We start from the raw sequence: 24408 nt of genomic DNA, 5'->3' as shown, positions 1-24408 counted from the left end.
AAACCCGCCAGTCGTCAGATTTAGTCGTCACTTGCCGGTTAGTTTGAGTAATCGCTCAACAGATCTCCCGGCGAAGAATGCGCCAAAAACAAGGCAAAGGAGCGGCACGGCCATTGGGAACCATAGAAGCATGGCCGACTCGTTTCGTGCTATGTCCTTTAATCTTAAAATAAGCTTCGTGAGACGCCCGCCAGGATTCTTGTAAGGTTCATAATCACCTGCGAAGGGAATGTGAGCGAGAATGATGTTATCGAATCGCGCGGTATCACGCCCGGTCCAGTACAATATTTTCATGGCCATCCAGACACTTTCCGGCGGTGCGTGCTCGCATTGGGCTAGGGGCTGACGCAGTATCGGAATGTGAGCTGTCATTAATTGACGCGAGTAAATAACATTCTGGCCACCGCGAAGCTGCAAGCCCATATTGATAGGACAGGTGGCAAGGGTTCGCCGACGAATAGCCACATTGTTGAAGTACATCCCACGTGCTGGGGTAGGATCACGATCGCCTGAAAACCTTGGGAAAAAGTAAAAAAGCGCAGCTGAAAATGTAAACGGTCCGGTTATTGGGATCGTTGTCTCCCCTGCAACGGCTCCAACCTCGGGGTACTCGACAAAGGTCCGAAGAAGGGAGAAAAGCCAGCCTTGTCGATATATGCAATCAGGGTCTGCAAAAACGATGACCTCAGATTCCAGATTGTTGGCACCCAAAGCTTTCTGATCGCCATAGGTTTGGCCCTCAGGAATTCTATAGATCTTCAGCCAGGAGAATTCCCTACATAGTTCTTCAAGAACCGCCTCCGGCAGGTTGCCATCTTCAAGCAACGCGACTTCATCCGCGCTATGCGGCGATGGTTTCTGTCTGGAAATTGATTCGAGTGCAGTCCGAAGCCGTCCCACCTTTGCAAGGCGCAGATTGGCTGTTTCTATAAAGATGGAAAAACTGGGTAAATTGGTTTCCATTAAGGAATTTTTTAGAAGGGTGTTTTATAGAACCTTTTTTTGTTTTGTTATTTCTGACAAAGAACCTGTCAGTTTTTCTCAGTTGCTTTGCCATCCCATGCCCGACGGGCCGCCTGAGCATTTCCATTGCCTTTGGTAAGAGAAAGGCTTCCTAAATACTATCGTACTGAATTATCTCCAATCGGCTTATTCGTTTCTTAGGAGATGGTTAGAGGGTGCTCAGGTGTCAATATTCCCTGGTTTGTGTAATGTCGTTAGACAATACCCTTGCTCAGAAGATTCTCCTTTGCACTTTCTTCGGTAGTGAATAAATAATCTGAAACCCCATTAGTGAGACCACGATTGATTTCTTGTAGCGTCGAGCGAGTAAAACTTCGTAATCCGGCCTCAACGTGTGCATCCCGCACACCCAACTTTACGGACGTCAGGGCACAAGCGATGGTGGAATTCATATCTCCAACGAACAAGACCATGTCTGGTTTTTCCTAAGAACAACAGGTTCGCATTGCTGCATAAAGGTTGCCATTTGCTCAATATGAGATTCTGAGGCGACTTCTAAATTAATGTCTGGCTTGGGAATGCCCAGGTCATCAAAAAAATACTGGACATCTTTGGGTCAAAATGTTGGCCGGTATGCCCGAGGAAAGAAGAAACCTGTGAAAAATTTTCCATTTCCTCCATACGTGGAGCAATTTTCATAAAATTCGGTCGTGCCCCAGCTACAAGAACTATTTTCGTCTAAGACTTACCTCCGTTCAGCGGCGATCCGATCCAGCAAGCGAAGGGATGGCGAGTTCTTCGGTTACACGTGTCGCAATTAAACTATGGCCTAGAGCATTGGGGTGTATGCCATCTTTCTCGTTCATTAGGAGATTTTTGAAACCGATTGATTCAAACTTGGCGTAAACGGGAATACTCCGAAAATCTAACCTCGACAGCTCGTGCTCTACAATTTTGTAAACTGCGTGGTAGGCATCTTTGGTCTCAGAGGTCTCCAGGAGAAATGGAATCAGAACTACAATAACTTCAAACCCGTGTTCTCGCTCTAACTTTTTTAGACGTTCGAAAGCATACCTCAGTCGTCCTATGTACGGGAGCGAGGTGTACATTCCTACATACTGCTGGAAGCCGCCGCTTCCATCGGCAGGCATTAACTGCCCCAAGTTGGTCATCAGACTCCGTAGGGCCTGGTCTCCAGATACGTCTACGATATATGGTTTATTGTTTCCGACAAAGGCTGGTTCAGTATTGATGCGGGTGTTGAGCCGGGCCATCTGAATCCTATCGAGCTTTACTCTAATAAACTGAGCTAACCTCGATCGGTATATGGGGGACGAACGATAGGTTTCTACCTTCTTAATGTATTCGGCGCTGGGGGAGATGTCCCACAGGTCATTGATGCAATAGCCGAGAATGACCAGATTCGGTTTGAATTTAATGCCAATTTGCTCCAAGGTGGCGACTTCCTGCAACGTGTTATAACCGCCGTGACCCAAATTGAGCACTTCGACTCGATTGCCCTTCTGGTTGAGCAGCCCTTCGAGTTGTTTTGGAAAGGTCTTTTCAACCGCCAATGATTTACCGAATGTGATCGAATCCCCGAGGGCGATGATTCTATAGACGTCGGCCTCCTTTTCGACCTTAAATTCACGATCTCGAAAACCATGCGAATTCACCTTTACGTAAGTACCCCATGCGTTTCCCTCTGTATTAGGATTCAATATATATGGTCTCTCGTCAATAGCGGAGGGCTTTATGATCAACTCGCGCCCATCCATGAATTGAGCAAGAGGCTCAAATCCAACAATCCGTAAAGCGAGTTCTAGAATTGAGTACGCGACCAGTATGGAGCTAAATGCAAGCAGAACATTCAATAAATTCCCTTTCTCTTTATTGTAGTGGGTATGGTCTATCCTCATCGAATCGCCTGTCAGGATTGCCCGTGGCTTGGATAATTTTTGGTGAAGCTCGTTCGGCAAGAGTAAGGTAGGCTTATGGAGGGACATTTCGTCGCGATGCGCCAGGTTGATAGAAAGTCAAGTAGAACACTGAATGCTGATTGCTCCAACAATCTTAAGCCCGGGTTCAATTTGACATCTCTTGGCGTGCCTGTAGTACTTCATTGAAAATCTCGGCGAGTCTCCCGGTCAATGCGCGGCGATTATATTGACGAAGATATTCTGCTTTTGGAAATGAAAATTTAGGTAGAGATTGACTCTGCCATCTACTATGAAGTGTTCGAAGAGCTCCCATGATCGCCTCATGGTTGTGCTCAGTACAGGCAATAAAGTATCCCCCGAAATTCTCAATGAGTTCGATGTTATCTCCCTGAGGTGCGACTGCTAAAATGGGTTTTCCACTTCTGAGGTACTCATAAGTCTTTCCGGCCACTGAAGAAAGCTCAGCACTGGTTGCCTCTTGGTAAACCAAAAGCGCATCACAATCTCTCATATTTTCAATTGCAGATTGGTGGTCGATCATGGGTAGTGCTGAGATAATATCCTCAGTATCGGTTTCGCGAATTAAACGTTTAATTTCGCTCGAATCGTCACCAATAATTTTTAAATGCACAGACTTGCCTTCGTCGTTTAAAGACCGTAGCGAACGGAAAAACCATGCAGGGGAGCGATCTCCCACTCCCGCAAAACGGCCACAATACAACAAGTCCAGATAGGGATGTGGCACTCGGTGAACGCTCCCTGTTTGTGAGCTGTCAACGGGTTTGAAGTGGCTCTCGTCAAAGCCGTTTGGTAGTAAAACCGGGCCTCTTGTGCCGGCGGGGACATGGGGTTTATATGCATCTCTCACACTTTTAGTTGTCACCAGAAAACAGTCAGTCGTCGCTAGAATCTTTGCTTCAAAGGAGGGCCACAGCCAATTACAAAGTAAGCCTTTCAGCATAGCTTTCACACGACATCTTGGCCTGTAAGGGTCCAGTGACCAGGGATCCCTAAAGTCGACTACCAAAGGCAGTGACGCTTTTTTAGCAAGTGCCATACCGAGCACACCCAGGGGAAAAGGTGGGCAACTAATGTACAGTAAGTGAAATTCCTTTTCCCGGATCATGTCCTTCAATCTAAACCATGCTTTGATTGCCCAGAACCAAGCGGTTAGCTGGTAAGAGAAGGGGAACTTTGGTGCCGATATGCGGACCACATTTTCGGTTTTGGCGGCATTGGGAGACTCAGATTGTAATCGTGCTATGACTGTAGTGCGCCAGCCGAATTCTGGAAGATAATGCGCAAACTTGCTCGAGCGTACTGCCGCTCCTATTGCAGGACAGGGAAGAAAATCGTACGAGACAATGAGGACGTGCTTATTTAATGGGCGTTGTAGCATCATTCAAACACCCAGACGGGATTCCTGGAAGGTTTGTCGCTTTATTACATTCTCTCGGACTTTGGCATGCCAAAGTTTACCATCCGGTTCAGAACCATACACTTCATCCACCTTTCAAGTGCGCTGAGTATCACCCCGGCGCGCTCTGAACTGGAGACCCAAGATACACTTGAATATCAAAGCTCCATACCAGGCGAGGAGGTGTGTCATGGAGAAACGCAGAAAGTCTAGCCAGGAACTTGGGCGAACGTTTGTGATCCAACTCCCATTTCCAGGATCGTCGGGCATGTGTCACCAAACAGTCTCGCCGCCAGATGACGTAAGCCGTAAAGGCCAGGAGGGAGATGAAGAACACGGTGCGAATGCGTCCGTATCCAAAGCAGGCGAAGTTGGAGGTGGCATTGAGAATGCCGAAACCGGCATAGGCCAGGTAGAAAAAGAACGCCCAACGACGCAATTTGAGAAAGCCATACCCGATGGCGATATGCAGCACGGGTGATTGCACTTTGAATAACAGACCTAAGATTCCGGTAGGTTTGGTGCAAAATACGGACAGGTGGTATTCAGGGTTCGCCAAAATAATGTACAGATCCATGAGGGCTGTCCAGAGAAATAACCCGCCAAGAAATCGGATGTCGTGACCACGTTTCCAGACAAGGCGTAATGTGGCCACCTGGCCTTGTGGAGTTGGAAGATACGCTTGATAGGCCTGAAGGCACCACCACGGCAGGATTATTAACATGCCAAAGAACAAACCCGCTCCCGGCCCCCCGACGGCTCCGAGGGCCCAGGTGACGATCCCGAGCACCCCTCCCACTATCAGCACCCAGGCCATCTGAACGGGATATCCCCGGACCAGGAGCCCAAGTCCTGGAAGGATGGCCGAGAGGACTCCCCCAAGCGGAGATGTGTTCGAATGATCGGATGCAGAGCTGTTCAATTCAGATCCCATGCGAAGGAAAAGGATAGAGATGTAAGAGCCTGAGGGCAAGCCGAGAAAAAGGGATCGCCAGGATGTCATCGAAAGAAAACCGGCCTGCTGGAAACGAGAATTCAACCCCGTATTCGCCGGAACTTCTACGCCATTAACAGGCTTGTGGAGGAAGGCAAGAGCGCCGTGTTGATCTGTCCTGGGCCTCTGACAAGGTCGGGGAGGCCGGTGATGACCCTGACCGGCAGATGAGAATCAATGGAGGCTAGGCTGCTGAGGACGTTGCGATGGTCAAAAAACTCAACCAACCCAGGGAACCCAAAAACACCTGTATTTCCATGCGGATGAATGAATAGAAGGGATAGGCGAAATTTGACTTCAGTGGACCATGCCGCTTGCGATCACGGTGGCGCACTCGCGCGTTACCGAAAATGTGGAACGTTCCTTTTTTTTCTTTTTACCGGAACCGATGCGGAGTTCTATGAGCACCAATCCCTTTTCCCTTCCCTAAGGGGAATGGCAAGTCCTTGGCTGACTAAGAGCTCGGAAAGATCCTGGTCATCAGCAACCAACCGTCCCACGATTTCTCTCCGGTCGATCGACGAGGAAATGAGCTCAATGTGAACGGCCGAGGAAAGAAATCCATGGATGAGTTGCTGAGCCTGTCGGCCCAACAACGTTTCTTGTTCACAGGACGCCTTGATGTGCGGAGCTCGGATACCCGCCAGTCGGATGACTAGGCGTTTTGCTGCAGACGCGTTCGTCTGTTGGAAAGAAAATTCGCACTGGTCACTCTCGGAGCAGCCCTGGTACACCAGTGCAGAAAAGGTGGATGTCCCCGGCAATTGGGAGGTTTCCGGGAATGGGACAATGCGATTGGGATCTACATAAGCGGGTAGTCCCGGGAGCAAGTCCTGCGAAGGCGTAAGAATCGACCATTTATAGCGACCCGGATTAAACTCTCCGTCGATACCGAACACACCGACAATCCCTTGTTTGTAAAAGTATCGCCGCTCAAGGACGACGCCCTCGGTCTGGGCTGCCAATTCTTGGCCCAACAGCGCAACCAGACCAATTACGAGTAGGAGGACATGGCGGATCATAGAAAGAAATCCTATCACTTCTGATGTCTTGGAAAAAGTAGGAGCGTCCCTGGCATTGTTTAGTTAAGCACCTTCGGCAAACCTCATATTCACAGTGTCCAAAAAACGGGGACAGCTCAGCTCTTCTTACGATATCTCGGGGAAACAGCCCTAGGTCGAAATGGCCATGCCAGGTGTGCTTACCGCTGGGTAGAGGGTTGGGAGAGGATTGAGGTCTTGTTGGACGTCTGTCCCGGCGTGGTAGGGTTTCTATGGCCACTGGGGTGGTACCCGCGGCCGTGCCTTCTAACAGAATATCCGCCACCAACGCCACAGGGATGGAATAGGTGCGTTGCGGCTTCTACTGCACGATCGTCATCTCCCTGGTCAGATTACCACTCGGATGGGTGCCCATAATGGCAGATTTCATCTTTCCGAGTCGATCGGATAGGGACTTTTTTGACCAATCCCTTCCGGTAATGATGAAGGCATTTTTGTGGCGGTTTATAGGGAATCGGCGCGAATTATTCAACAGCTCCTGAATGGAAGACGACTTTCAATGCGGAAGTTTCTTTGAAAGAAATAGGCAAGGTTTTTTCAAAGAGATCCGAGCTTTGCAAGAACTCTTTGAGACTGGAAAAGTCTGAAGAGAGAGAAGGCCAGAGTTGCAATGACGGAAAATAGTTGCCTCCCACCGGTACACGGTGTCTGAGCGGCGACTTGACGACGGTCTGTGGTTTGTAAGCTATTGATGTTTGGTGGGCCATGTAGGGGGCGAACCTCCGGCCCGCTGATTAAAAGGCAGCTGCTACCAACTGAGCTAACGGCCCCACCGAGACGGAGAATGTTGAAAAAATCCACCGGCTGCGATCTCTTTACCGCACCTCCTCCAGATAGAAATCTGATTCCCCGTTCGTCGAATTGATTTTTCCCTCTGCTGCGAAGAGGAAGCTCCCACGCTCTACTTCCTTAACAAAGTTCCCCGCAAAGGATAACTCCACCAGCCGTGTAGAACCGCCCCCACCATCAGCGGAGATCGACTGAAGGGTTCCTTTGGCCTTAAATGTGATCATTTGCGGGGGATTACGTGTCCCAACAGGTTCGGTAAGCGACACGGTTCCGGTGATCGGCAAGGTTCCTTCCCACCCGATTCCGACCTCGGGAATTTCTGCTCCACCCAAATTCGTCACTCGGCTAATTTGGCCTTCGACAATCGGAACTTCGACCGTGCCTGGCCTGGGTTCATCCCTGTCGCTAAAGTCGATGACCAAATCGATCTGTCCCAGTTGAGTCAATCCCGCAGTTGTTGAATCCTGGAGCGAATACATGCCGGTCATCTTCACGCGACCGCGACCTATGTGAAATTCCCCATACCCGGGGTTAAATTGATAGCTGGAGATCCGCTGGTAGTTGTTCCGATAGGAAGGGAGGTCATCGGAAGAAAAAAATCCGGTGTTCGTAGGACCAAAATCAAGGCGTTCAATAAGCGAGCAAGACGTCAAAAATGTAAAGAGGATTGTCAGCAGGATGACTTTGTGGTTCTGAATTTTCAAAACTACCTCCTTTACCTCATTAATGAATAATTATTTTGGAAGGAGAAAAAAAGGATAAATGATTGACCACACTCTTTCAACCAAAAAAATGGATTGGTTTCCTGCTATAGAAGCGTGTCCCAGAAGGACACTTACTAATTCTGACCTGATGTTTTCTATGAATGGAGTTTATGCTGGTGAGCAGGCATGCCTTGTATGGCAGCGATGAATGCTGAAATGGTCAAATTGGATGAAGGAGGGTGCAGCGATGAATTTCTTCCCTGAAGAGGTGAAGGGACTTCGAAGGTATCGAGAGAAATCTTGGGGCGGCTTTTTGAGAACAGTTCCTCCTTTTCTTGACCTTTGGTAGGAAATTTCTTGATGACCTCACACCATCGGATGTGAAAGCTTTGGATCACAGCGGAAACTTCCGAAGTCGAACGTGATTGAATGCTAATACCTGAGAAATGGGAACTTAAGAGACTAGATGAATGAAAGGTTATGTCCGGAAGAATGTGGAGAAATTTGGGAGGAGCGCTCTTTGATGTTCAGCGCTCTCCCAAAAGTAATTTAGTTTCGTATTGGATTGGTGTAGGTCTAGATGTTGGGATAAATATGGTGGGCCGTGTAGGGGTCGAACCTACGGCCCGCTGATTAAGAGTCAGCTGCTCTACCAACTGAGCTAACGGCCCCACCGAGATGCAGGATAGTTTATGAAAATATTTACGGTTTTTCCAGAACCACTGCTGGATAACGGAAAATTCTACCTCCCCTAGCCCCTCCTTACAAAAAAGGGGGATTTTTGAAATTTTTCATTTGCCCAACTTACATAAGGAGAGAGGATTTCGAATCTACCTCTTTCTAGGCCCTTTTTTTAAGAAAGGGGAACGTTGAATTACTCATGTGCATGGTGCGCCTGACAGGATTTGAACCTGTGGCCCCTTGCTCCGGAGGCAAGTGCTCTATCCACTGAGCTACAGGCGCAAGATTGTGTTCATGTGCAATTACATCCGGCCTCTAGTTCTTGTGGCCTCTCCGCCATGCGAGAGGAAAAACAGAGGGCAACCGCCCCGGAAAAGTTCTGAAGCTAGCATGGATGTTTAGGTGATGTCTACCTCCCGGATGCCCTGAATTCAGTCGCAAGAGGGAGCCGGTTCCATGGTGGTTTGATACTGCTCAAACACCGCGGTGGATGCTTGGACCAGTTCGGGTGGTTCTCCTAGGACGGTGGTTAATAAGAGTTCGACATCTTGCGGAGTGAGGCCATTGGAAGGGGCAATGAAGCGTTTACGGGCGATCTGGCGTTCCTCCGGATCATCGGGTTCGTAGTAGCCCAATAATTCACCGGAATGCACCGCATCCCTTAACCGTTGGGTCCATTGCTCGATGAGTGCCGGTGTCCAGCTTTTTGTGGTTAGGTGATCCTGAAAGAGTTCCAATTTGGTCCATAGCACCCAGCCGACAAAGACCGCCCAGGTTTCATTCATGACTTCCCACGTATCTTGATCCGAGAGAAATCGCAATTCGGTGGCCCCTTTGAGCTGGCGAATAGGATTGATCCGGACAAAGCGGTAATGACAGGCCATCTGGTTGTTGGCGGCCTCCAAGACCTTCTGGTCTTCCGCGGTCAAAGCTTGTCCATGGTCGGTGGCGTAGAGGTAGTCCAGATAGGCATGCAGGAGTTCATGATAGAGCAGGGCGACATCATGGTGGGTCATCCGGGCCAGATCGGCCAACGCGCCGCCGGCTTCATTGAAGGACAGCCGCAGGTTGAGAATCATGGTGTGATCGTGTGGATGGTATTCTGCGGCGTACGTGCGGAGGTCTTCAAAGTGTACGGTGACAAATTTGGGATCAATATGTTTGAGGAACCCCGTTGGCAGCCCCTGGGTGTCGGCTTGCTGCAGGAGGGCAGGCCATGGATGACGGGGGTTGGGACGACTTGAGGTGGTGTCCTCAGCGGACCAGGCTTGGATTGGCATGTTCACACTTATCAGGCTGACCAGAATGGCCTGGCCCAAAATCCGACCGAAATATGACACTGTCTTACCTCCAGGAATAGGTTTGATCTTCTTCAACTAAACTCCAGGTGTCGAAATAGGATGGCGGGATGTGATCCAGATACCGTGAGGGTTTCGTGAGGACCGACCCGGTCATTTTATCGTACACATTGATGGGGTAGGTGAGGAAGAGGTGATGTTTGGCTCTGGTGACCGCGACGTAGAGGAGGCGGCGCTCTTCTTCCAGTTCTTCTGGGCCCATAAAGGAGTAGGCGGAGGGAAACCGTCCGTCCACCAGCCAGATGACAAAGACGCATTGCCATTCTAATCCTTTGGCCGAGTGAATGGTGGAAAGAATCAGCCGCTCGTCGTCCCGATCGGGGGCTTCGACGTCCGCCACACTTTCATTGGGAGGCTCAAGCGTGAGATCGGCCAGGAAGTCGTTGAGACTTTCGTAACGTTCCGCCATGACGGATAAATGTTCCAGGTCTCGAATCCGTTTGGGGTAATCGTCATACTGATCTTTAAGGAGAGGGACATAGTATTCCATCATTTCCCCGAGCAGCACGGCAGGGGTGAGGGGATTTTCCGTTAATTGGTCCAGTGTGGCGGCCAGGTGACGCAATCCGGAGGCGGAGCGGCCGGTGCTGTGTTTCAAGATCTCATACTGGCCATGGGCCTGGAGAATGGACGCGATCAGATCTTTGGCTTTTTTGGGGCCGACCCCTTCGAGGAGCAAGAGGAGTCGGTTCCAGCTGACGGTGTCCAAAGGATTGTGAATGATCCGCAAGTGGGCCATGAGGTCTTTGACATGAGCGGTTTCGATGAATTTGAACCCGCCTCGTTTAATAAAGGGGAGGTTTCGCCGGGTGAGTTCCAATTCGAGATCAAAGGCATGAAAGCTGGACCGGAACAGCACGGCAATTTCATGTAAGGGGATGCCTTCTTCCCGTAACTCCAGAATTTTTTGAGCGATGAATCGCGATTGGGCGTTCTCTCCCATCGCCTCCACGACGGTGGGTAATGGTCCCTCTCCTTTTCGAGTGAAGAGCGTTTTGCTGTATTTTTCGGGCGCCGCTTCGATGAGCTTGTTCGCCAGTTGGAGAATCGGTTGCGTGCTCCGGTAGTTTTCCTCCAATTTGTAAATGGTCGCACCCGGGAAGAGGTCGGGAAATTCCATGATATTGCGGAAGGTGGCACCACGAAAGGCATAAATGGATTGGGAATCGTCGCCCACCACCATGACATTGTCATGGGTGGCCGCCAGATTGCGGACCAATGAGGCTTGGAGGCGATTGGTGTCTTGATATTCATCCACCAGAATATAGCGAAAGATCTGACTAATGGTTTCCCTGGCCTGTTGGTCGATGACCAGGAGTTCAAGGAGTTTGACTAAGAGGTCGTCGTAATCGACCAGTTGCCGTTGGCGCTTGGCTGCGTCATAGGCGGCCTGGAGTTTCTGTAGTTCTCCTAGATACTCCCCGAAATGGCTGTATTCGTTGATGACAATGTCTTCCAGGCTTTCCAGTGTGTTGGCTGTTTTCCCGAATATTTCGGCCAGGGTATGTTTGCGGGGGAACCGTTTGCCGATGTCATTAAGCCCCAATTGACCACGGAGGAGACTCAAAAGATCTTCGGAATCTCCCCGATCGAGTATCGTAAACCCTGGTTCCAGGCCGACGGGGCGGCCATAACGCCGCAGGAGGATATTGGCCATCGAGTGAAAGGTCCCACCGCCGACCTGCTGGGCGCGAAGTCCGATGAGGAGTCCGACCCGGCTGAGCATTTCCTGTGAGGCTTTTCGGGTAAAGGTCAGGAGTAAAATGGAGCTGGGGACAATGCCCAGGTCGATGAGCCTGGCGACCCGGTACACGAGCGTGCGTGTTTTCCCGCTGCCGGCCCCGGCGATGACAAGGGCTGGGCCTTGCACGGCCTCCACGGCGGCGAGTTGTTGGGGATTCAATTCTTCCGCGTAATTTCGCGATAATTTTGGCGGAGTGGACTCCTCCAGGGGACGTTTCAGGACATAAACTTTAGATGATGGTGACGTGGAATCCATGAATCCATGGGCAGGATTTAACGGGAGATATGAACCCGAGTTTCGTCTTTCGAAGACCTTTGGCCGTGTATAGCATACGTGGTGGTGGGTTGCAACGCGGGCGATATTAGGTCTGTTGAATTTTGGAATATGTTCCCCTTTTCCTGAGCAGATGAGTGGCCAAAAGCAAATGAAAACGATGGGGGAGTGTTCAAAAAGGCTCGTCCAGTCCTGTCCTGAGGCTTCTCGAAGGGAAGGGCGCAGCTACTTGAACGGGCGGAGCGTACAAGAAGTACGTGAGCAACGGCCAAGTGGCGAGAACGCCACTGGCGGCTTTTTTCAACACTTCCATATTAGGCTTGGACAGGTCGCGGGCCCTCGGTTATACTTTACCCAATTACGGAGTTGAAAATGGCCAAACAATCTGCAGAAAATTACGAGAGTGTGCTGAAGGATCTTGCTCATACCATGATGAGTGTGGCTCGGGAATCGGTCGGCTTGATCAAACGGTCTGATCAAAAGCTAGCCATGAAGCTGCAGCGGAAGCAGGAATGGGAAATTTATTTGGAATTTCTGCGAATGCTGTTTAATCTGGTGGATCGCCTGTCTGGATTTTATATCCCGATTCAGGGCCAAAAGGACTTTATGAATAGTTTGGAAGATTCTGTGGCCCACCAATTAAAAACGGTCCTGGCTCCCTCATTGAGTTCAAGTGAAGTCGATGACATGGAAGTGACGCTGTCCGTTGGCCAGGTGGTGGCGGATAGTCGAAAAACCTATGAAAAGTTCAAGTTTGTGGTCACAGATCAAACCAAAGAGCGGGATCAATATTTCCAGTTTTTTTCGGAACGCATTGCCTCTAAAGCCGGAGCCCCGGGCAAGCAGGAAATTACCGCTGCGGCATTTTTGTGTGGAAGCGCGGTTGTCCCGGCTCTCAAAAGCCTCTTTGAAGATGCGACTAGACCCCAAGTCCAACCGGCGACGTCTGCGACTCACTCCGTGGCGGAAGGGGCCGGTTCGTCTGGGGCTGCTGAAAAAGGAAGCCCTTCGACACAATCCGGTGCCCAGGAGGCAGCGGGGAAAAACCTGATCAAGTTGATCAGCGTGGTGTCTCGCGCACAGGGAGAGGAGGTCGAATCCTGGTGGGGGCTTCATCCACAGTTTCGGCGCGACCTTCCACCTGATGAAGCCAAAGAATTGGCCAAGCACATGAACCGGGCCACCCGGATCGTGGGCGAGCGGTTTGCGGTTGTGGCTTCATTGGCGCAAGCGGGGACGAATCCAAATCAACCAGTTGGGAATGCCTAACCCTCTCTAACTGACTCTTCTGCGTGTTCTCTTTGACCACTTCAACATGTGTCCATGGTTGGTGAAGGTCCTTCACTATTCGCCATTGGATGATGCCATCTTTTTGTGAGTATATCCTATGAATCAAACTCGTACGTTGACGGAAGAATTTCGTAATCTTTCTGAGTTAGCTCAAAATGTGTGGTGGAGTTGGTCTCCTGAAGGCCGGGCCGTCTTTTCGTATATTGATCCCACGCTCTGGCGACTGACGTATCACGATCCCATTAAGCAATTGCAGAAGATTGCCTCTGATCGGTTGGAGGCTCTCGGAAAAGATGTGGTGTTTCTTTCCCTGTATCGCGAGGCGATGAAGGCGTTCCATGTTTATATGGAGGCCAAGGACCACTGGTTTGGGCGAACGTATCCACAGTGGCAGGGGCGCACAATTGCCTATTTTTCCGCAGAATTTGGTTTGCATCGTTCCGTTCCCCTGTATAGCGGGGGATTGGGAATTCTGGCTGGGGATCATCTCAAAGAAGCCAGCGATCTGGGAGTGCCCCTGGTGGCTGTCGGATTTATGTATAGCCAGGCGTATTTTCGGCAGGTGGTGGATACTAACGGTTGGCAGGAAGCCGTGTATGATTCCGTCGACCCGATGATGATGCCGATTGAGTTGGCACGGACACCGGCCGGGGATTTGGCAAAGGTTCAAGTGCAATTGGGTTCCCGAATGGTCGCCTGTGTGATCTGGCAGATCCAAGTGGGCCGGGTTTCGCTGTATCTTTTGGATACCGATACACCGGAAAATTCACCAGAAGATCGTCATCTGACTGCCCGGCTCTATGGAGGAGATCATCGCACGCGGCTTTGCCAGGAGTTGTTGTTGGGCATTGGCGGTGTACGGGCCCTTCGTGCAGTGGGGTGTAATCCCGATGTGTGGCATGCCAACGAAGGACATCCGGCCTTTTTTCTGGTCGAACGGATGCGGGAACACCTTCTACAAGGGCTGTCCCTGCCGGAGGCGTCCGCTCAGGTTCGCCAGAGCACGGTATTTACCACCCATACGCCTGTCCCGGCCGGGCATGATGTCTTTTCGGGAGATCTTATTCGTGAGCATTGTCACTGGTGGTGGGAAGAGTTAGGACTCACGCAGGAAGATTTTATGGCGTTGGGTCGTCATCCGGAATTATCACCGGATCAATTCCATATGACGACATTGCCTATTCGTCTGGCATCGTTCATTAATGGCGTGAGCAAGGAACATGAACAGGTCTCAAAAAGGATGTTTCACATTCTGTGGCCGAAACGGCCGCTGCATGAGGTGCCTATTCATAGCGTTACCAATGGGGTGCATGTCCCCACGTGGATTGCTCAGGAGATGGATGTGTTGTATCAAACATATCTAGGATCTGACTGGCGGGAACGATGTGACGACCCCACCATGTGGCAGAGGATGATGGAGGTGCCGGATGAGGAAATATGGGAGGTCCGGAAATTTCTGAAACGAAAGCTGCTGAGCTTTATCCGTCAGCGTGCCCGGATAGGCTGGATGGATGGGACGATGGAGCCTATCCAGGTGTTGGCAAGCGGGGCGTTTCTTGAGCCGCATGCGTTGACCCTAGGATTTGCGCGACGATTTGCTACCTACAAACGGGCCACGTTGTTGTTTTCAGATCTGGAGCGGCTGAAACAGATTCTGTTGAATCCATGGCGGCCTGTTCAAATTATCTTTGCCGGGAAATCTCATCCCGCCGACCAGGCAGGGCGCGAACTCATTCATCGTATTTATCAATTTGCCAAAGCACATCATCTGGGCGGCCATATTGCCTTTGTCGAAGATTACGATATGCATGTGGCCAAATTTTTGGTGCAAGGGGTCGATGTGTGGCTCAATAATCCTCGCCCCCCATTAGAGGCGAGCGGGACAAGCGGCCAGAAAGCCGCCTTAAATGGCGTGCCTAATTTGAGCGTGTTGGATGGGTGGTGGAAAGAAGGCTATGATGGAAGCAATGGCTGGGCAGTGCCTCTCCCTGAAGAGCCACTTGGTGATTGGGCCCAGGATGACCTGGATATGGTTGGCCTCTACACCAAGCTTGAAAACGAGGTGATTCCGTTGTATTACGACCGTGGTGTTGATGGCGTTCCACATGGGTGGTGCACTGTCGTCAAAAATTCCATTCGGACTTCAGCTCCACGGTTTAGTGCCCGTCGCATGCTCAAAGAATACGTGAAGCGTGCCTATACGCCGTTGTTTTCGGAGGCAGGGAAGGCACGAGACGAAAAGTTGGCTTGAATCTCTCAGCGTGTTCTATAAACTTTCGGCTCATGTGCGGTAGCCTGACTCTTTTCCCAGAAGGTCATGGAGTATCCCGTGTCAGAGTTGTACCTTCTGCAATGCAGTGATACCATCGGCTTACGTATGGTGCATCATTCCCTGTCTCATCGGTTTCTCCTCGATCGATATGAGTTTCCCTTCCAGTCTTATTCATGGAGTGAACTAGAGCCGATGTCTATCAGGGTAGAGCGGGAGGCATTCTGAGCCGGCGAGGTCCACTATGAAAGTTTTACGAATATTGATCCTGCTAGGTATTGTATTTGGATTGGGTTATTACACAGGGCAAAAACCGGACGAGGTGAAGCAACGATTGCGAGACTTGTCGGGACAAGTCCTGGAGAACACGATTGGATTTGATCAGAAGACCAACTTGCAGAGACAAATGCTGGCAGCAAAAGATGGCTTTTTGGAAGGGAGAGCGTATCTGTTAGATCATCATTTCAAGGAAGCGTCAGAGGAGTTTGAGCGTGCACTTCACCATTTAGACCAAGCGGTTGAGTTGGACCCTCAAGGACCCATGGCGCAAAAAATAAAAATCGTTAAACAGAAAATTCGAGAGGCCCAGCAAAGCCTGGCTCAAGGCCATAGCCTTCCTCCTCACATGTTGGACGATCTTCGTCAAGAATTGCAATCCGTTATGCCTTGATTGAGGCGTTTAAATAGCCCGCCGCCCGTTGCGTTCTTTGTTGTTTTCAGCCCCATCTTATTATTCCGGATTCGTCCATTTCTGACCATCCTTTCGTCGGTTTCTTATGTGGATGTAAGAGTGCTGGCGGGAAGATGTGATGGGACTCAACCCATAAAAAGAGCCCTCAATTGTCCAGACAATTGAGGGCTCAGGTTTGTTCGCAACCCTAAGGGCTTAAAAAGGATTAAGCCGTGACAGCCTGCTTTTTCCATGCTGCCAACATGCGTTCGATGCGTAAGCGCACAACCAGATCAGGATCTTTCATCAAGGGTTTGATCGCCTCACGGCCACGAGGATCTCCGATTTTTTCCAGCGCGGCAGCTGACGAGAGTCGGATGAACCAGTCAGGGTCTTGCAAGCGTTCGATCAATAAATCCACGCAACTGGCATCCTTAATCTCTCCGAGAGCCAGAATGGCCTGTTTTCTAATCACTTCATCTTGATTCTTTAGGCATTCGAGTAACCGCCCAACAGCGGGTTGTCCAAGTTCTGCAAGCGCCCAGGTCGCATCGTCCTTAAATTCATCATTGTGAAGCATCGAAATTAACGGATCAAGGACTCGTTCATCGTTGATCTTCCCCAACGCTTTGATCACTGATTTCCGAGCATCGTAGTCTCGTATATAGCGAAGGAGCAGATCCACGGCCGGTGACCCAATCATGGCAATGGCTTCAACGGCGGCATCCCGAACCTGCCAATCCCCGTCTCGAAGGCAGCGAACGAGGGGCTCGACACAGCGTTCATCGCCCATTTCGCCCAGGGTAATCACTGCTTCCCGTCGGACGACCCATTCTGAATCATTCAAGAGATCGATCTGAATATCTATTTCATCTTTGACCTGCTCTTCGACCAACTCTTCTTCTTGTTCTGCGCCTTCTTCGGTTTCAGCAGAGGCGACGGTGTCGGTTGTTTCTTCATCTGCTTCTGCCGTGATGGCTTCTGAGACTTCATCTACTAGTTCGTCTTGAGGCAGGGTTGTCTTGCCTTCCAGCGATACAAACTCCTCCGTTTGATCGGAAAATGCATCATCGATATTGTTTTGGTCGTCTCGCATCACTTAATTCCTCCACATTCTCTTCAGGGTCGATCTGCAGAATCCTAGGCCTCTGCCCCGACTTTCTTTGATTTTCGGTGTTCCTCGCGCCGTTTGGCGGTTCGGACCTTCCGTTGCACCCGTCGTAATCGTTTCCGTAATGACCGAATGGCTGAATCTCCCTCAGGATTGTCGCTGCTGGCTAGGGATTTCGTGACCTTGGCTTTTAGAGAGGTTGCGTCCTCCTGAAGTGATCGTCGTTTAGCCATATGATTATGCTCTCCTTGCACTAAAAATTTGAATGACGAATAGTGGTATAGGTTACTTCTACCTCGTTGAGTCTAGTCAAGGGATTTGAATGGTGTCAACGGGGTACCGTCATTATTGGCAGGGGTTAGGTTCTTCTCAAAAAAAAACCCCCACTGGGTCAAGCCCAGCGGGGGTTTTCATGAAGATAACTACTCTACTTTTTGCAGAAACTTCTTTCGTACGCAATAACCTTCCAGGCCTCTTCTTCACTAATAGTGGCTGGGACTAAAGGAACCATGCCGGTGCCCGGGCTACCATTCTTGATGACCCACATGAGTTCGCCATCTTTCCGTTTCTTGTGAAATTTGCAATTGGTGAAATCGCGTGGACCCGGATTTAAGACGGCTCCTGCCGGACCTTGGCCATTGCCTTCTTTGCCATGGCAGTTAATGCAGGTCCCTTTTCCCTCATACAAAGCTTTCCCTTCCGCCACGATTTCCGGAGAAGCATCTTCAGCCTTGGAGTATAAGTCTGTTTTATCTTTTTTAGCTGCACTCCGTTTATCAGCTGGAACACGGGATGGTAAGGGGTCTTTCTCTGGTCCGGCAATGGCCAAACCCGTGGTCAAAAACATGGCGGCGGTTAAGGTTCCAAGCACTTTCATCGAAAACGTCATGTAAGCCTCCTAGGTTAAACAGAGTTGATGAGACCGTAAAAAACATGAGGGTGCATTATCGCTTCCCCTTTTTTCCTCTTCGGAGTGGTGTCGTTTGAGTGTACCTAACTTATTCATAATCATAACATATTTTTAAGGTAGGTTGCCTTTAAGCCACCCAAACTCCGACATCATATCAATCACTTTTTTAGACTGTCAAGAAGTGAATATGAGTTGCTGTGGACATAGATTGACGAGGCACTTCACTCGAACATTTGAGACAGGTGCAATAGCAAGGAATGAGGTTTCTTAAGCTTTATCCGGTAAATAAGCCGATGCGAATGTAGGAAAATTTTAGAAGGCGAGAGGGAGGAATATTATGTGGAGCCTTGGCATTCGTTTACGAGGTCAGGGCTTCAAGCGAATGTCTCTGACCACCTGACCTGGCTTTCCAAATGGACCTTGTGGTTCTCCATTAAGGCGGATGACCACCCCGGCAGCGTTCCCAAGCGTGAGCAAGTATTGGGTGTTCGCCTTCCAGATGCTTTTTTGCCCCGGTTGTAATAGGGCTTCATGCGGAGCCTGATCGTCAGACTGCACCACCACCCAAGTCAGTTGAGTGGCTTCGATTTCCAGGACCAGCGTTCCATCGGTCCCTGTGGTCTTCTCAGGAACGGGAGAAACTGGCAAGGTCGGGGATATCGGTCGAGGCTCTGGTGGTGGTGGTGAAGGTGTGATGCCGGATGGGGGAGGAGAAGTGTGCTGTAGCACCTCGGTGTGGACAGGGGTTTCTGATGAAACACTGGCGGGTAATTCTTCAATGGGGGGTGCGGCCTCATGTATGACTTCCTTCTGGATTTCATTGATGGGTAAAGAGGTTTGGGATTCAGATGCGGGTGGAAGGGGTTCCTGCTGTTCGGGTAGCAGATAAAAGAGAATTCCACCGAGGGCGAGAAACAGGATGACCACAAAATTCCAATTGAATCGTTTACGATGGGCTGCTTGTAAGGTGACTTGAATGTGTTGTTCCTCTTCTTGGGTGCGATCATAGAAATTGCTAGAGGAGGTTAGGAAAAGCTGAATGGCATTTTCTTCATCCAGTCCCAACGCACGTGCATATGAGCGAACGAATCCTTTGACGAACACTTTGGCCGGTAGGCTTGCGAAATCCTCTTCCTCAAGCGCATGAAGGTGGTGCTGTTGAATGCGGGTTCTGGAAGCGATCTGCTCCAAAGATAAACGTTGTCGTTCCCGGGTCTGTCGGAATAATCCCCCAAGAGTTTCCATGGCGTTATCCTGAATGGGAAAGGCCTTTCCGGTATTCATGCATTTGACTTGTCATGGGAAGGCACACGTCATGTAAAAGGTGTGCCTTCCGAAATCCTGAGTCCTATGACAAATCTTCAAAATGAGTCAGATGTTTAAACGATGTAAATCGTTTGTCAATTTCTTCGCGGGTTAAATGCCTGAGTCGATCCAGGCTGAATTCCTCCACATTGAAGGACGCCATGACACTTCCAAAAATGATGGCCTGTCGAAGCCCAGCTTGGGAATAATTTTCGGTAGCAGAAAGGTACCCCATAAAGCCGCCGGCAAAAGTGTCGCCTGCGCCGGTTGGATCTTTTACCGCTTCCAGCGGATAGGCTGGAGCCCCGAAAATTTCCTGCTGATGAAACATTAAGACGCCATATTCTCCGCGTTTAATTATCAGGGTTTTGGGGCCGCGCGATAAGATTCGTTTCGCCACTTGTACGAGATTTGCGTCATTGCCCAATGCACGGGCCTCTCCGTCATTTATGACGAGGATATCGATATGTTCAAGGACTTTCCATAACGCTTCCCTTTTCCCCTCAATCCAAAAGTTCATGGTATCGCAGGCCACGATAGAGGGCCGCTTCACTTGATTCAGGACATCCAGTTGTAATTCTGGATCGATGTTGCCCAGAAACAATGCGGATGGCGTGAGGTAGCTGTCGGGAATTTTCGGGCGAAACGTTTCCAGAACATTGAGATGGGTTTCCAGGGTTTGAGCTTCGTTGAGTTGATAGGAATATTCTCCTCGCCAGCGAAAAGTTTTTCCGGGTCGTTGTTCTAATCCGTCCAGATTGATACCCCGACTGTGCAGAAAATCGAGATGTTCTTTTGGAAAGTCTTCACCAACGACCGCAATGAGATTCACATCTGTAAAAAAAGAGGCCGAAGTGGAAAAGTACGTGGCGGAACCTCCCAGCACATTCGAGGCTTCGCCAAACGGCGTTCGTACAGAATCAAAAGCAACGGATCCAACTACTAATAAATTTCCCATAATGATTAGGCCCTTTTTTTGGAGTGTAGGGTGGTCGATAATAAATGACGCCGTAACAGAAGCTGATACCGCTTTCGCAAGGCCGGACTGATTCGATTGAGCGGGGTGATGACGGCGTGTTCCAATGCGGTCTGACAGGAGCAAGGCCCAAGGTCTTTTGCAAGTTCTAGCGCATGCCGCAGAACGATTTTAGCGGTTTCGACATTTTGATGCATGATAGATAGAATGGCTCCAACGGAAACCGCATCTTCCGTCTCGTGCCAGCAATCATAATCCGTGACCAGCGCAAGTGTGGCATAGCAAATTTCGGCTTCACGAGCCAATTTGGCTTCAGGAATATTTGTCATCCCGATGACATCAACGCCCCATTGCCGGTAGAGAAACGATTCTGCTCGACTGGAGAATTGTGGGCCTTCTATGCAGAGGTATGTTCCCGGACGGTGTACCGTAACGGAGACCCCAAGGCTAGCCTTTTCTAACACACTCGATAAGGTCCCACACAGAGGATCTGCAAAAGCCACATGTGCGACAATCCCCTGGTCGAAGAACGTATTGGCACGTTGAGTGGTTCGGTCAATGAATTGATCAGGCAGGACAAAATCCCCCGGTCGAATGGATTCCTTCATGCTTCCCACCGCACTGATGGAAAATATCCGCGTTACACCCAGGGCTTTGAGGGCATGAATATTTGCGCGATAATTTATGGCGGTAGGTAGCGTGCGGTGCCCTCGACCGTGACGAGCCAAAAAGGCGACTCGCATGCCATGCAAGGTTCCCAAAATAATGGCGTCAGAAGGCTTCCCAAACGGGGTGGCCATCCTGACTTCTTTGAGATTGGTAAACCCGTCCATTTCATATAATCCACTGCCTCCGATAATCCCGATTTGGGCCTGTTGGGTACGTAAAGAGGGCCGTTTAGTCTTCGCTTCCTCGTTCTCCGTCATGTGAAAGGGTCTCTCTGATTAAAGGGGAAGGACATGTGGTTTTGGTGACATGCTGATTTAACCCCAACTAATGGGGAGTCTTTCATGTCTCAACGGAACGAAATTTCCCGCATTGTATCATGAATGGTCCCGTATGGTTAACCCGACGATTGAGTGGATTTTAAATGGGACGTTGCTTCCGCAGGAAGGGGTAAATTTTCGAAGGTAGAGAGAAACTGATTGATATGGTCCACGATTTTGGCGGCCGCTCGATCAGGGATGTCTGACTCTTCCAATGTCATCCACTGGATCTCAGATTCTTTCTGAAACCAGGTCATTTGTCGTTTGGCGAAGTGACGGGTATCGCGTTTTAATAATCGCACAGCCTCTTCATAAGAATAGTCCCCTGCTAAAAATCCTGAAAATTGTCGATAGCCCAGCCCTTTCATGGAACCGAGTTCTCGAGGAAAGCCTTGACTCATGAGGGATTGCGTTTCTTCCACAAGCCCTTTTTGAATTTCCCAATCGACGCGGGTTTCTATTCGCTGATAGAGGGTCTGGCGTTTCATGGTGAGCCCAATTAATAAATAGGGATAGGGCGCTTCGTCAAATCGGTGTCGTTGCTGGATGACCGATAGCGGCGTGCCAAGAATGCGATACACTTCAAGTGCGCGCTGGACCTTGGGCTGGTCATTGGGATGTAGCCGTTGTGCGAGTTCGGGATCCACTTGCTGAAGCTTTTCATAAAGAAAAGCGGGTCCTTGCATTTTGGCTTCTTGGGCTAATTCACTCCGAATCAGCCAATTAGCCGGTGGACCAGGGCAAAGACCTCGTAAGAGGGCTCGGATATAAAGCCCGGTGCCTCCGATGACAAGAGGCAGGAGACCCAGGCGATGCAGGCGGGCAATGTCTTGGATGGCGTGACGCCTGAAGTCACCGGCATTAAAGGATTGGTCTGGATCGACGAGATCGATTAAGCGATGCGGAATATTCCGTTGCTCGGCTATTGAGGGTTTGTCGGTGCCGATGTCCATGCCACGATAAACCTGTCGGGAGTCTGCCGTTAAAATTTCCGTGTTGAGAATTTTAGCGACTTCAATCCCGATACGGCTTTTTCCGATTGCGGTGGGTCCCGCAATGGCGACGACGGGTTTCCATGCTGAGATGATGTCGGCTTGTTTCATGAACCATCAACGAATAAAAATTATTTTAATGGACGGGCAAATATGGTGTGCAATTCTTCCAGGGAATGTCGAACGGCCACTCGCCTTCCATGAGGACAGGTCATGGGAAAATTTTCCTGTGCCCAGTCCTGTAAAAGGATGGTGATTTCCGGCTGCGTCATAGGTCGTCCGGCTTGAACGGCACTTTGACAGGCCATGGTAGCCAGAATGGGTTTAATCGTGTTGTCCAGCGAATCTGTTGATTGCCATTCTGAGAGTTCATCCAATAATTCCAGGACCAAGGGTCCAACGGATATATTTCCTAATATGGCTGGAATAGCTCGCACAACATACGATGTGGTGCCAAATCGCTCCACCTCCAATCCCGCTTGACTTAGGAGGGGCAGCCATTCTTCCAATAATTCCCCCTGGTGTGGCAGAAGTTCAACCGGCTCCGGAATGAGTAAGGGTTGTTGAAGAATTTCTTTTTTCTTCCATGACCGAAGCAGTCTCTCAAAACGAACCCGTTCATGGGCCGTGTGTTGATCGACAATGAATAGGTCTTGATCGATTTGTCCGAGAAGATACGTATGATGAATCTGCCCAAGGGGATATACATCGTATGGCTGCTCCCTACCCGTATAGATAGCAGGCGGTTCCTGGACAAATAGAGAAAGCGTGGGATGCCGATTGGTGCCGCCTCTAGGGAATACAGATGCATCCTGGAAAGGAGCCGGGGCGACGGTGAGTGACCCTGATGGTGGCCTGACAGAATGCGGAACTGGCCCAGTCTTTTCCTTCTGTTCATCGGAGGGGATATCGGATGAGGGTTGCGTGAAAAAGAGAGCTTTGATGCCACGAAGAACGCTTGTATGAATGAATTCTGGATGGGAGAAGCGAATCTCCCGTTTGGTCGGGTGGACATTGATATCGATTGACTGGGGATCAAGATGGATAAATACCGTAAATTGTGGATGTTTCCCTTTTGGTAAAAAGGATCCGTAGGCTTCAAGCACCGCATGGGATATGGTCGAATTCTTTATAGGGCGTCCATTGACAAAAATTTCCTGTGGCGCACGAGACGCTCGTGCATGGTGAGGACTGACCGTATACCCCGTAAGTTGAAATGAACCAGCGTTATAGGTGACGGGGAGAAAGCGCTCAAGGAAGTCTGGTCCGTAGATCTGTAATAATCGATCTTGCAGCGAGGGCACGGCGGGGTACTCCAGCACCTTATGGTTCTGGTGGCGTAATCGGAAGTGGATCTCTGGATGCACGGCTGCCGCCTGTTGGACGACATAACAGATTTTAGAAAATTCAGTGGGAACGGTCTTGAGAAATTTCAGCCGTCCTGGAGTATTAAAAAAGAGATCACGCACCTCCACTTGAGTGCCTTGAGGTCCGGTATAGTCTTGAACCTCCCATGTCACGCCACCCGTGGACTGTGTTTGGGTGCCAAGCGTGCTATCGCGTGGAACGGTCCTCAAGCAAAAACGAGAAATGGAGGCAATGCTGGGAAGAGCTTCCCCTCGGAATCCCATCGTCAGGAGTGTCAAAAGATCGTCTTCGCATCGAAGTTTGCTGGTTGCAAAACGTTGACAGGCCAGTTGGGCATCTATTCGCGTCATGCCTGTCCCATTATCGATGACGCGAATGACACGTCGACCACCTTCTTCGACCTCCACGGTGATCAACGTGCTGCCAGCATCCAGGCTGTTGTCGACCAGTTCCTTCACCACGGAGGCTGGTCGTTCAACCACTTCTCCTGCGGCAATACGACATGACACGCTGTCTGGAAGGATTTGAACTTTTCCAGTTACGGTCGAAAGCATGGGATTCCAAGCACGGGGTGATTAGGGTGAACAATAGAATGCGAAGACTTGCG

At 50.1% G+C, this 24408-nt stretch carries 20 protein-coding genes and 2 tRNA genes; 3 read left to right on the top strand and 19 right to left on the bottom strand.

All coding sequences use genetic code 11. From position 1 onward, the window contains the following. Nucleotides 1-27: 27 nt before the first annotated feature. The 11 genes from ACTRXD_RS12690 to ACTRXD_RS12640 all read right to left on the bottom strand — a co-directional run bounded on the left by ACTRXD_RS12690 (nt 28) and on the right by ACTRXD_RS12640 (nt 11906). On the bottom strand, nt 28-963 hold the full coding sequence (locus ACTRXD_RS12690) for a glycosyltransferase (protein WP_442432165.1): 936 nt from the start codon (nt 961-963) through the stop codon (nt 28-30). A 254-nt stretch (nt 964-1217) separates the two neighbouring features. Next, nucleotides 1218-1436 carry a UDP-N-acetylglucosamine 2-epimerase gene (locus ACTRXD_RS12685; RefSeq protein WP_442432164.1) on the bottom strand — a complete coding sequence of 73 codons (219 nt, stop codon included), beginning with the start codon at nt 1434-1436 and terminating at the stop codon, nt 1218-1220. A 282-nt stretch (nt 1437-1718) separates the two neighbouring features. Beyond that, nucleotides 1719-2882 (bottom strand): SGNH/GDSL hydrolase family protein, encoded by a 1164-nt coding sequence (locus ACTRXD_RS12680; protein WP_442432163.1) that lies wholly within the window; start codon nt 2880-2882, stop codon nt 1719-1721. A 166-nt stretch (nt 2883-3048) separates the two neighbouring features. After that, nucleotides 3049-4305 (bottom strand): glycosyltransferase, encoded by a 1257-nt coding sequence (locus ACTRXD_RS12675; protein WP_442432162.1) that lies wholly within the window; start codon nt 4303-4305, stop codon nt 3049-3051. Between the two features lie 127 nt (nt 4306-4432). Continuing rightward, complete coding sequence (locus tag ACTRXD_RS12670; RefSeq protein WP_442432161.1) at nt 4433-5242, bottom strand: hypothetical protein; 810 nt, start codon at nt 5240-5242, stop codon at nt 4433-4435. Between the two features lie 470 nt (nt 5243-5712). Beyond that, complete coding sequence (locus ACTRXD_RS12665) at nt 5713-6336, bottom strand: thermonuclease family protein (protein WP_442432160.1); 624 nt, start codon at nt 6334-6336, stop codon at nt 5713-5715. 854 nt (nt 6337-7190) lie between these two features. Continuing rightward, nucleotides 7191-7868, bottom strand: a complete 678-nt coding sequence (locus ACTRXD_RS12660; protein WP_442432159.1) for a hypothetical protein — start codon at nt 7866-7868, stop codon at nt 7191-7193. A 595-nt stretch (nt 7869-8463) separates the two neighbouring features. Next, nucleotides 8464-8539 (bottom strand) — tRNA-Lys (locus tag ACTRXD_RS12655). A 216-nt stretch (nt 8540-8755) separates the two neighbouring features. Further along, a tRNA-Arg gene (locus ACTRXD_RS12650) sits at nt 8756-8831 on the bottom strand. 149 nt (nt 8832-8980) lie between these two features. Further along, complete coding sequence (locus ACTRXD_RS12645; protein WP_442432158.1) at nt 8981-9829, bottom strand: hypothetical protein; 849 nt, start codon at nt 9827-9829, stop codon at nt 8981-8983. A gap of 64 nt (nt 9830-9893) precedes the next feature. Then, nucleotides 9894-11906 (bottom strand): ATP-dependent helicase, encoded by a 2013-nt coding sequence (locus ACTRXD_RS12640; RefSeq protein WP_442432157.1) that lies wholly within the window; start codon nt 11904-11906, stop codon nt 9894-9896. 390 nt (nt 11907-12296) lie between these two features. Between ACTRXD_RS12640 and ACTRXD_RS12635 the strand changes: the two genes are divergently transcribed. The 3 genes from ACTRXD_RS12635 (at nt 12297) to ACTRXD_RS12625 (ending at nt 16153) form a co-directional block, all read left to right on the top strand. Continuing rightward, on the top strand, nt 12297-13193 hold the full coding sequence (locus ACTRXD_RS12635; protein WP_442432156.1) for a hypothetical protein: 897 nt from the start codon (nt 12297-12299) through the stop codon (nt 13191-13193). Nucleotides 13194-13311: 118 nt separating this feature from the next. Then, complete coding sequence (glgP, locus tag ACTRXD_RS12630) at nt 13312-15465, top strand: alpha-glucan family phosphorylase (protein WP_442432155.1); 2154 nt, start codon at nt 13312-13314, stop codon at nt 15463-15465. 262 nt (nt 15466-15727) lie between these two features. Further along, nucleotides 15728-16153 (top strand): hypothetical protein, encoded by a 426-nt coding sequence (locus ACTRXD_RS12625; protein ID WP_442432154.1) that lies wholly within the window; start codon nt 15728-15730, stop codon nt 16151-16153. Nucleotides 16154-16379: 226 nt separating this feature from the next. Here ACTRXD_RS12625 and ACTRXD_RS12620 read toward each other — a convergent pair whose 3' ends face one another. The 8 genes from ACTRXD_RS12620 to mutL all read right to left on the bottom strand — a co-directional run bounded on the left by ACTRXD_RS12620 (nt 16380) and on the right by mutL (nt 24355). Beyond that, a complete protein-coding gene (locus ACTRXD_RS12620) occupies nt 16380-17249 on the bottom strand; it encodes a HEAT repeat domain-containing protein (protein WP_442432153.1) in 870 nt (289 codons plus the stop codon). Nucleotides 17250-17293: 44 nt separating this feature from the next. Beyond that, the gene (locus tag ACTRXD_RS12615; protein WP_312742270.1) at nt 17294-17497 is read right to left on the bottom strand and encodes a hypothetical protein; all 204 of its coding nucleotides are present in this window, start codon (nt 17495-17497) and stop codon (nt 17294-17296) included. 194 nt (nt 17498-17691) lie between these two features. Then, nucleotides 17692-18153, bottom strand: a complete 462-nt coding sequence (locus tag ACTRXD_RS12610; RefSeq protein WP_442432152.1) for a c-type cytochrome — start codon at nt 18151-18153, stop codon at nt 17692-17694. Between the two features lie 387 nt (nt 18154-18540). Then, a complete protein-coding gene (locus ACTRXD_RS12605) occupies nt 18541-19458 on the bottom strand; it encodes a helix-turn-helix domain-containing protein (RefSeq protein WP_442432151.1) in 918 nt (305 codons plus the stop codon). A gap of 64 nt (nt 19459-19522) precedes the next feature. Further along, a complete protein-coding gene (locus tag ACTRXD_RS12600) occupies nt 19523-20437 on the bottom strand; it encodes a PfkB family carbohydrate kinase (protein WP_312742264.1) in 915 nt (304 codons plus the stop codon). 5 nt (nt 20438-20442) lie between these two features. Further along, on the bottom strand, nt 20443-21381 hold the full coding sequence (mtnP, locus tag ACTRXD_RS12595; protein WP_442432150.1) for an S-methyl-5'-thioadenosine phosphorylase: 939 nt from the start codon (nt 21379-21381) through the stop codon (nt 20443-20445). 137 nt (nt 21382-21518) lie between these two features. Then, the gene (miaA, locus tag ACTRXD_RS12590) at nt 21519-22544 is read right to left on the bottom strand and encodes a tRNA (adenosine(37)-N6)-dimethylallyltransferase MiaA (protein ID WP_442432149.1); all 1026 of its coding nucleotides are present in this window, start codon (nt 22542-22544) and stop codon (nt 21519-21521) included. Between the two features lie 20 nt (nt 22545-22564). Beyond that, complete coding sequence (gene mutL, locus ACTRXD_RS12585) at nt 22565-24355, bottom strand: DNA mismatch repair endonuclease MutL (protein ID WP_442432148.1); 1791 nt, start codon at nt 24353-24355, stop codon at nt 22565-22567. Nucleotides 24356-24408: the final 53 nt, after the last annotated feature.

It is taken from the genome of Nitrospira sp. T9, from assembly GCF_052156535.1.
Taxonomy (GTDB): domain Bacteria; phylum Nitrospirota; class Nitrospiria; order Nitrospirales; family UBA8639; genus Nitrospira_E.
Note: the sequence above shows the minus strand (reverse complement) of the source record. Positions and strands in the feature narration are given on the sequence as shown.

Bases quoted from the DNA above. Each gene is read 5' to 3' on its own strand.
- ACTRXD_RS12615 (WP_312742270.1), bottom strand. From the start codon at position 17,497: ATGGCTAAACGACGATCACTTCAGGAGGACGCAACCTCTCTAAAAGCC.
- ACTRXD_RS12620 (WP_442432153.1), bottom strand. From the start codon at position 17,249: ATGCGAGACGACCAAAACAATATCGATGATGCATTTTCCGATCAAACG.
- ACTRXD_RS12625 (WP_442432154.1), top strand. From the start codon at position 15,728: ATGAAAGTTTTACGAATATTGATCCTGCTAGGTATTGTATTTGGATTG.
- ACTRXD_RS12635 (WP_442432156.1), top strand. From the start codon at position 12,297: ATGGCCAAACAATCTGCAGAAAATTACGAGAGTGTGCTGAAGGATCTT.
- mutL (WP_442432148.1), bottom strand. From the start codon at position 24,355: ATGCTTTCGACCGTAACTGGAAAAGTTCAAATCCTTCCAGACAGCGTG.
- ACTRXD_RS12605 (WP_442432151.1), bottom strand. From the start codon at position 19,458: ATGAATACCGGAAAGGCCTTTCCCATTCAGGATAACGCCATGGAAACT.
- mtnP (WP_442432150.1), bottom strand. From the start codon at position 21,381: ATGACGGAGAACGAGGAAGCGAAGACTAAACGGCCCTCTTTACGTACC.
- ACTRXD_RS12645 (WP_442432158.1), bottom strand. From the start codon at position 9,829: ATGCCAATCCAAGCCTGGTCCGCTGAGGACACCACCTCAAGTCGTCCC.
- ACTRXD_RS12675 (WP_442432162.1), bottom strand. From the start codon at position 4,305: ATGATGCTACAACGCCCATTAAATAAGCACGTCCTCATTGTCTCGTAC.
- ACTRXD_RS12680 (WP_442432163.1), bottom strand. From the start codon at position 2,882: ATGAGGATAGACCATACCCACTACAATAAAGAGAAAGGGAATTTATTG.
- ACTRXD_RS12685 (WP_442432164.1), bottom strand. From the start codon at position 1,436: ATGGTCTTGTTCGTTGGAGATATGAATTCCACCATCGCTTGTGCCCTG.
- ACTRXD_RS12690 (WP_442432165.1), bottom strand. From the start codon at position 963: ATGGAAACCAATTTACCCAGTTTTTCCATCTTTATAGAAACAGCCAAT.
- ACTRXD_RS12665 (WP_442432160.1), bottom strand. From the start codon at position 6,336: ATGATCCGCCATGTCCTCCTACTCGTAATTGGTCTGGTTGCGCTGTTG.
- miaA (WP_442432149.1), bottom strand. From the start codon at position 22,544: ATGAAACAAGCCGACATCATCTCAGCATGGAAACCCGTCGTCGCCATT.
- glgP (WP_442432155.1), top strand. From the start codon at position 13,312: ATGAATCAAACTCGTACGTTGACGGAAGAATTTCGTAATCTTTCTGAG.
- ACTRXD_RS12600 (WP_312742264.1), bottom strand. From the start codon at position 20,437: ATGGGAAATTTATTAGTAGTTGGATCCGTTGCTTTTGATTCTGTACGA.
- ACTRXD_RS12640 (WP_442432157.1), bottom strand. From the start codon at position 11,906: ATGGATTCCACGTCACCATCATCTAAAGTTTATGTCCTGAAACGTCCC.
- ACTRXD_RS12610 (WP_442432152.1), bottom strand. From the start codon at position 18,153: ATGACGTTTTCGATGAAAGTGCTTGGAACCTTAACCGCCGCCATGTTT.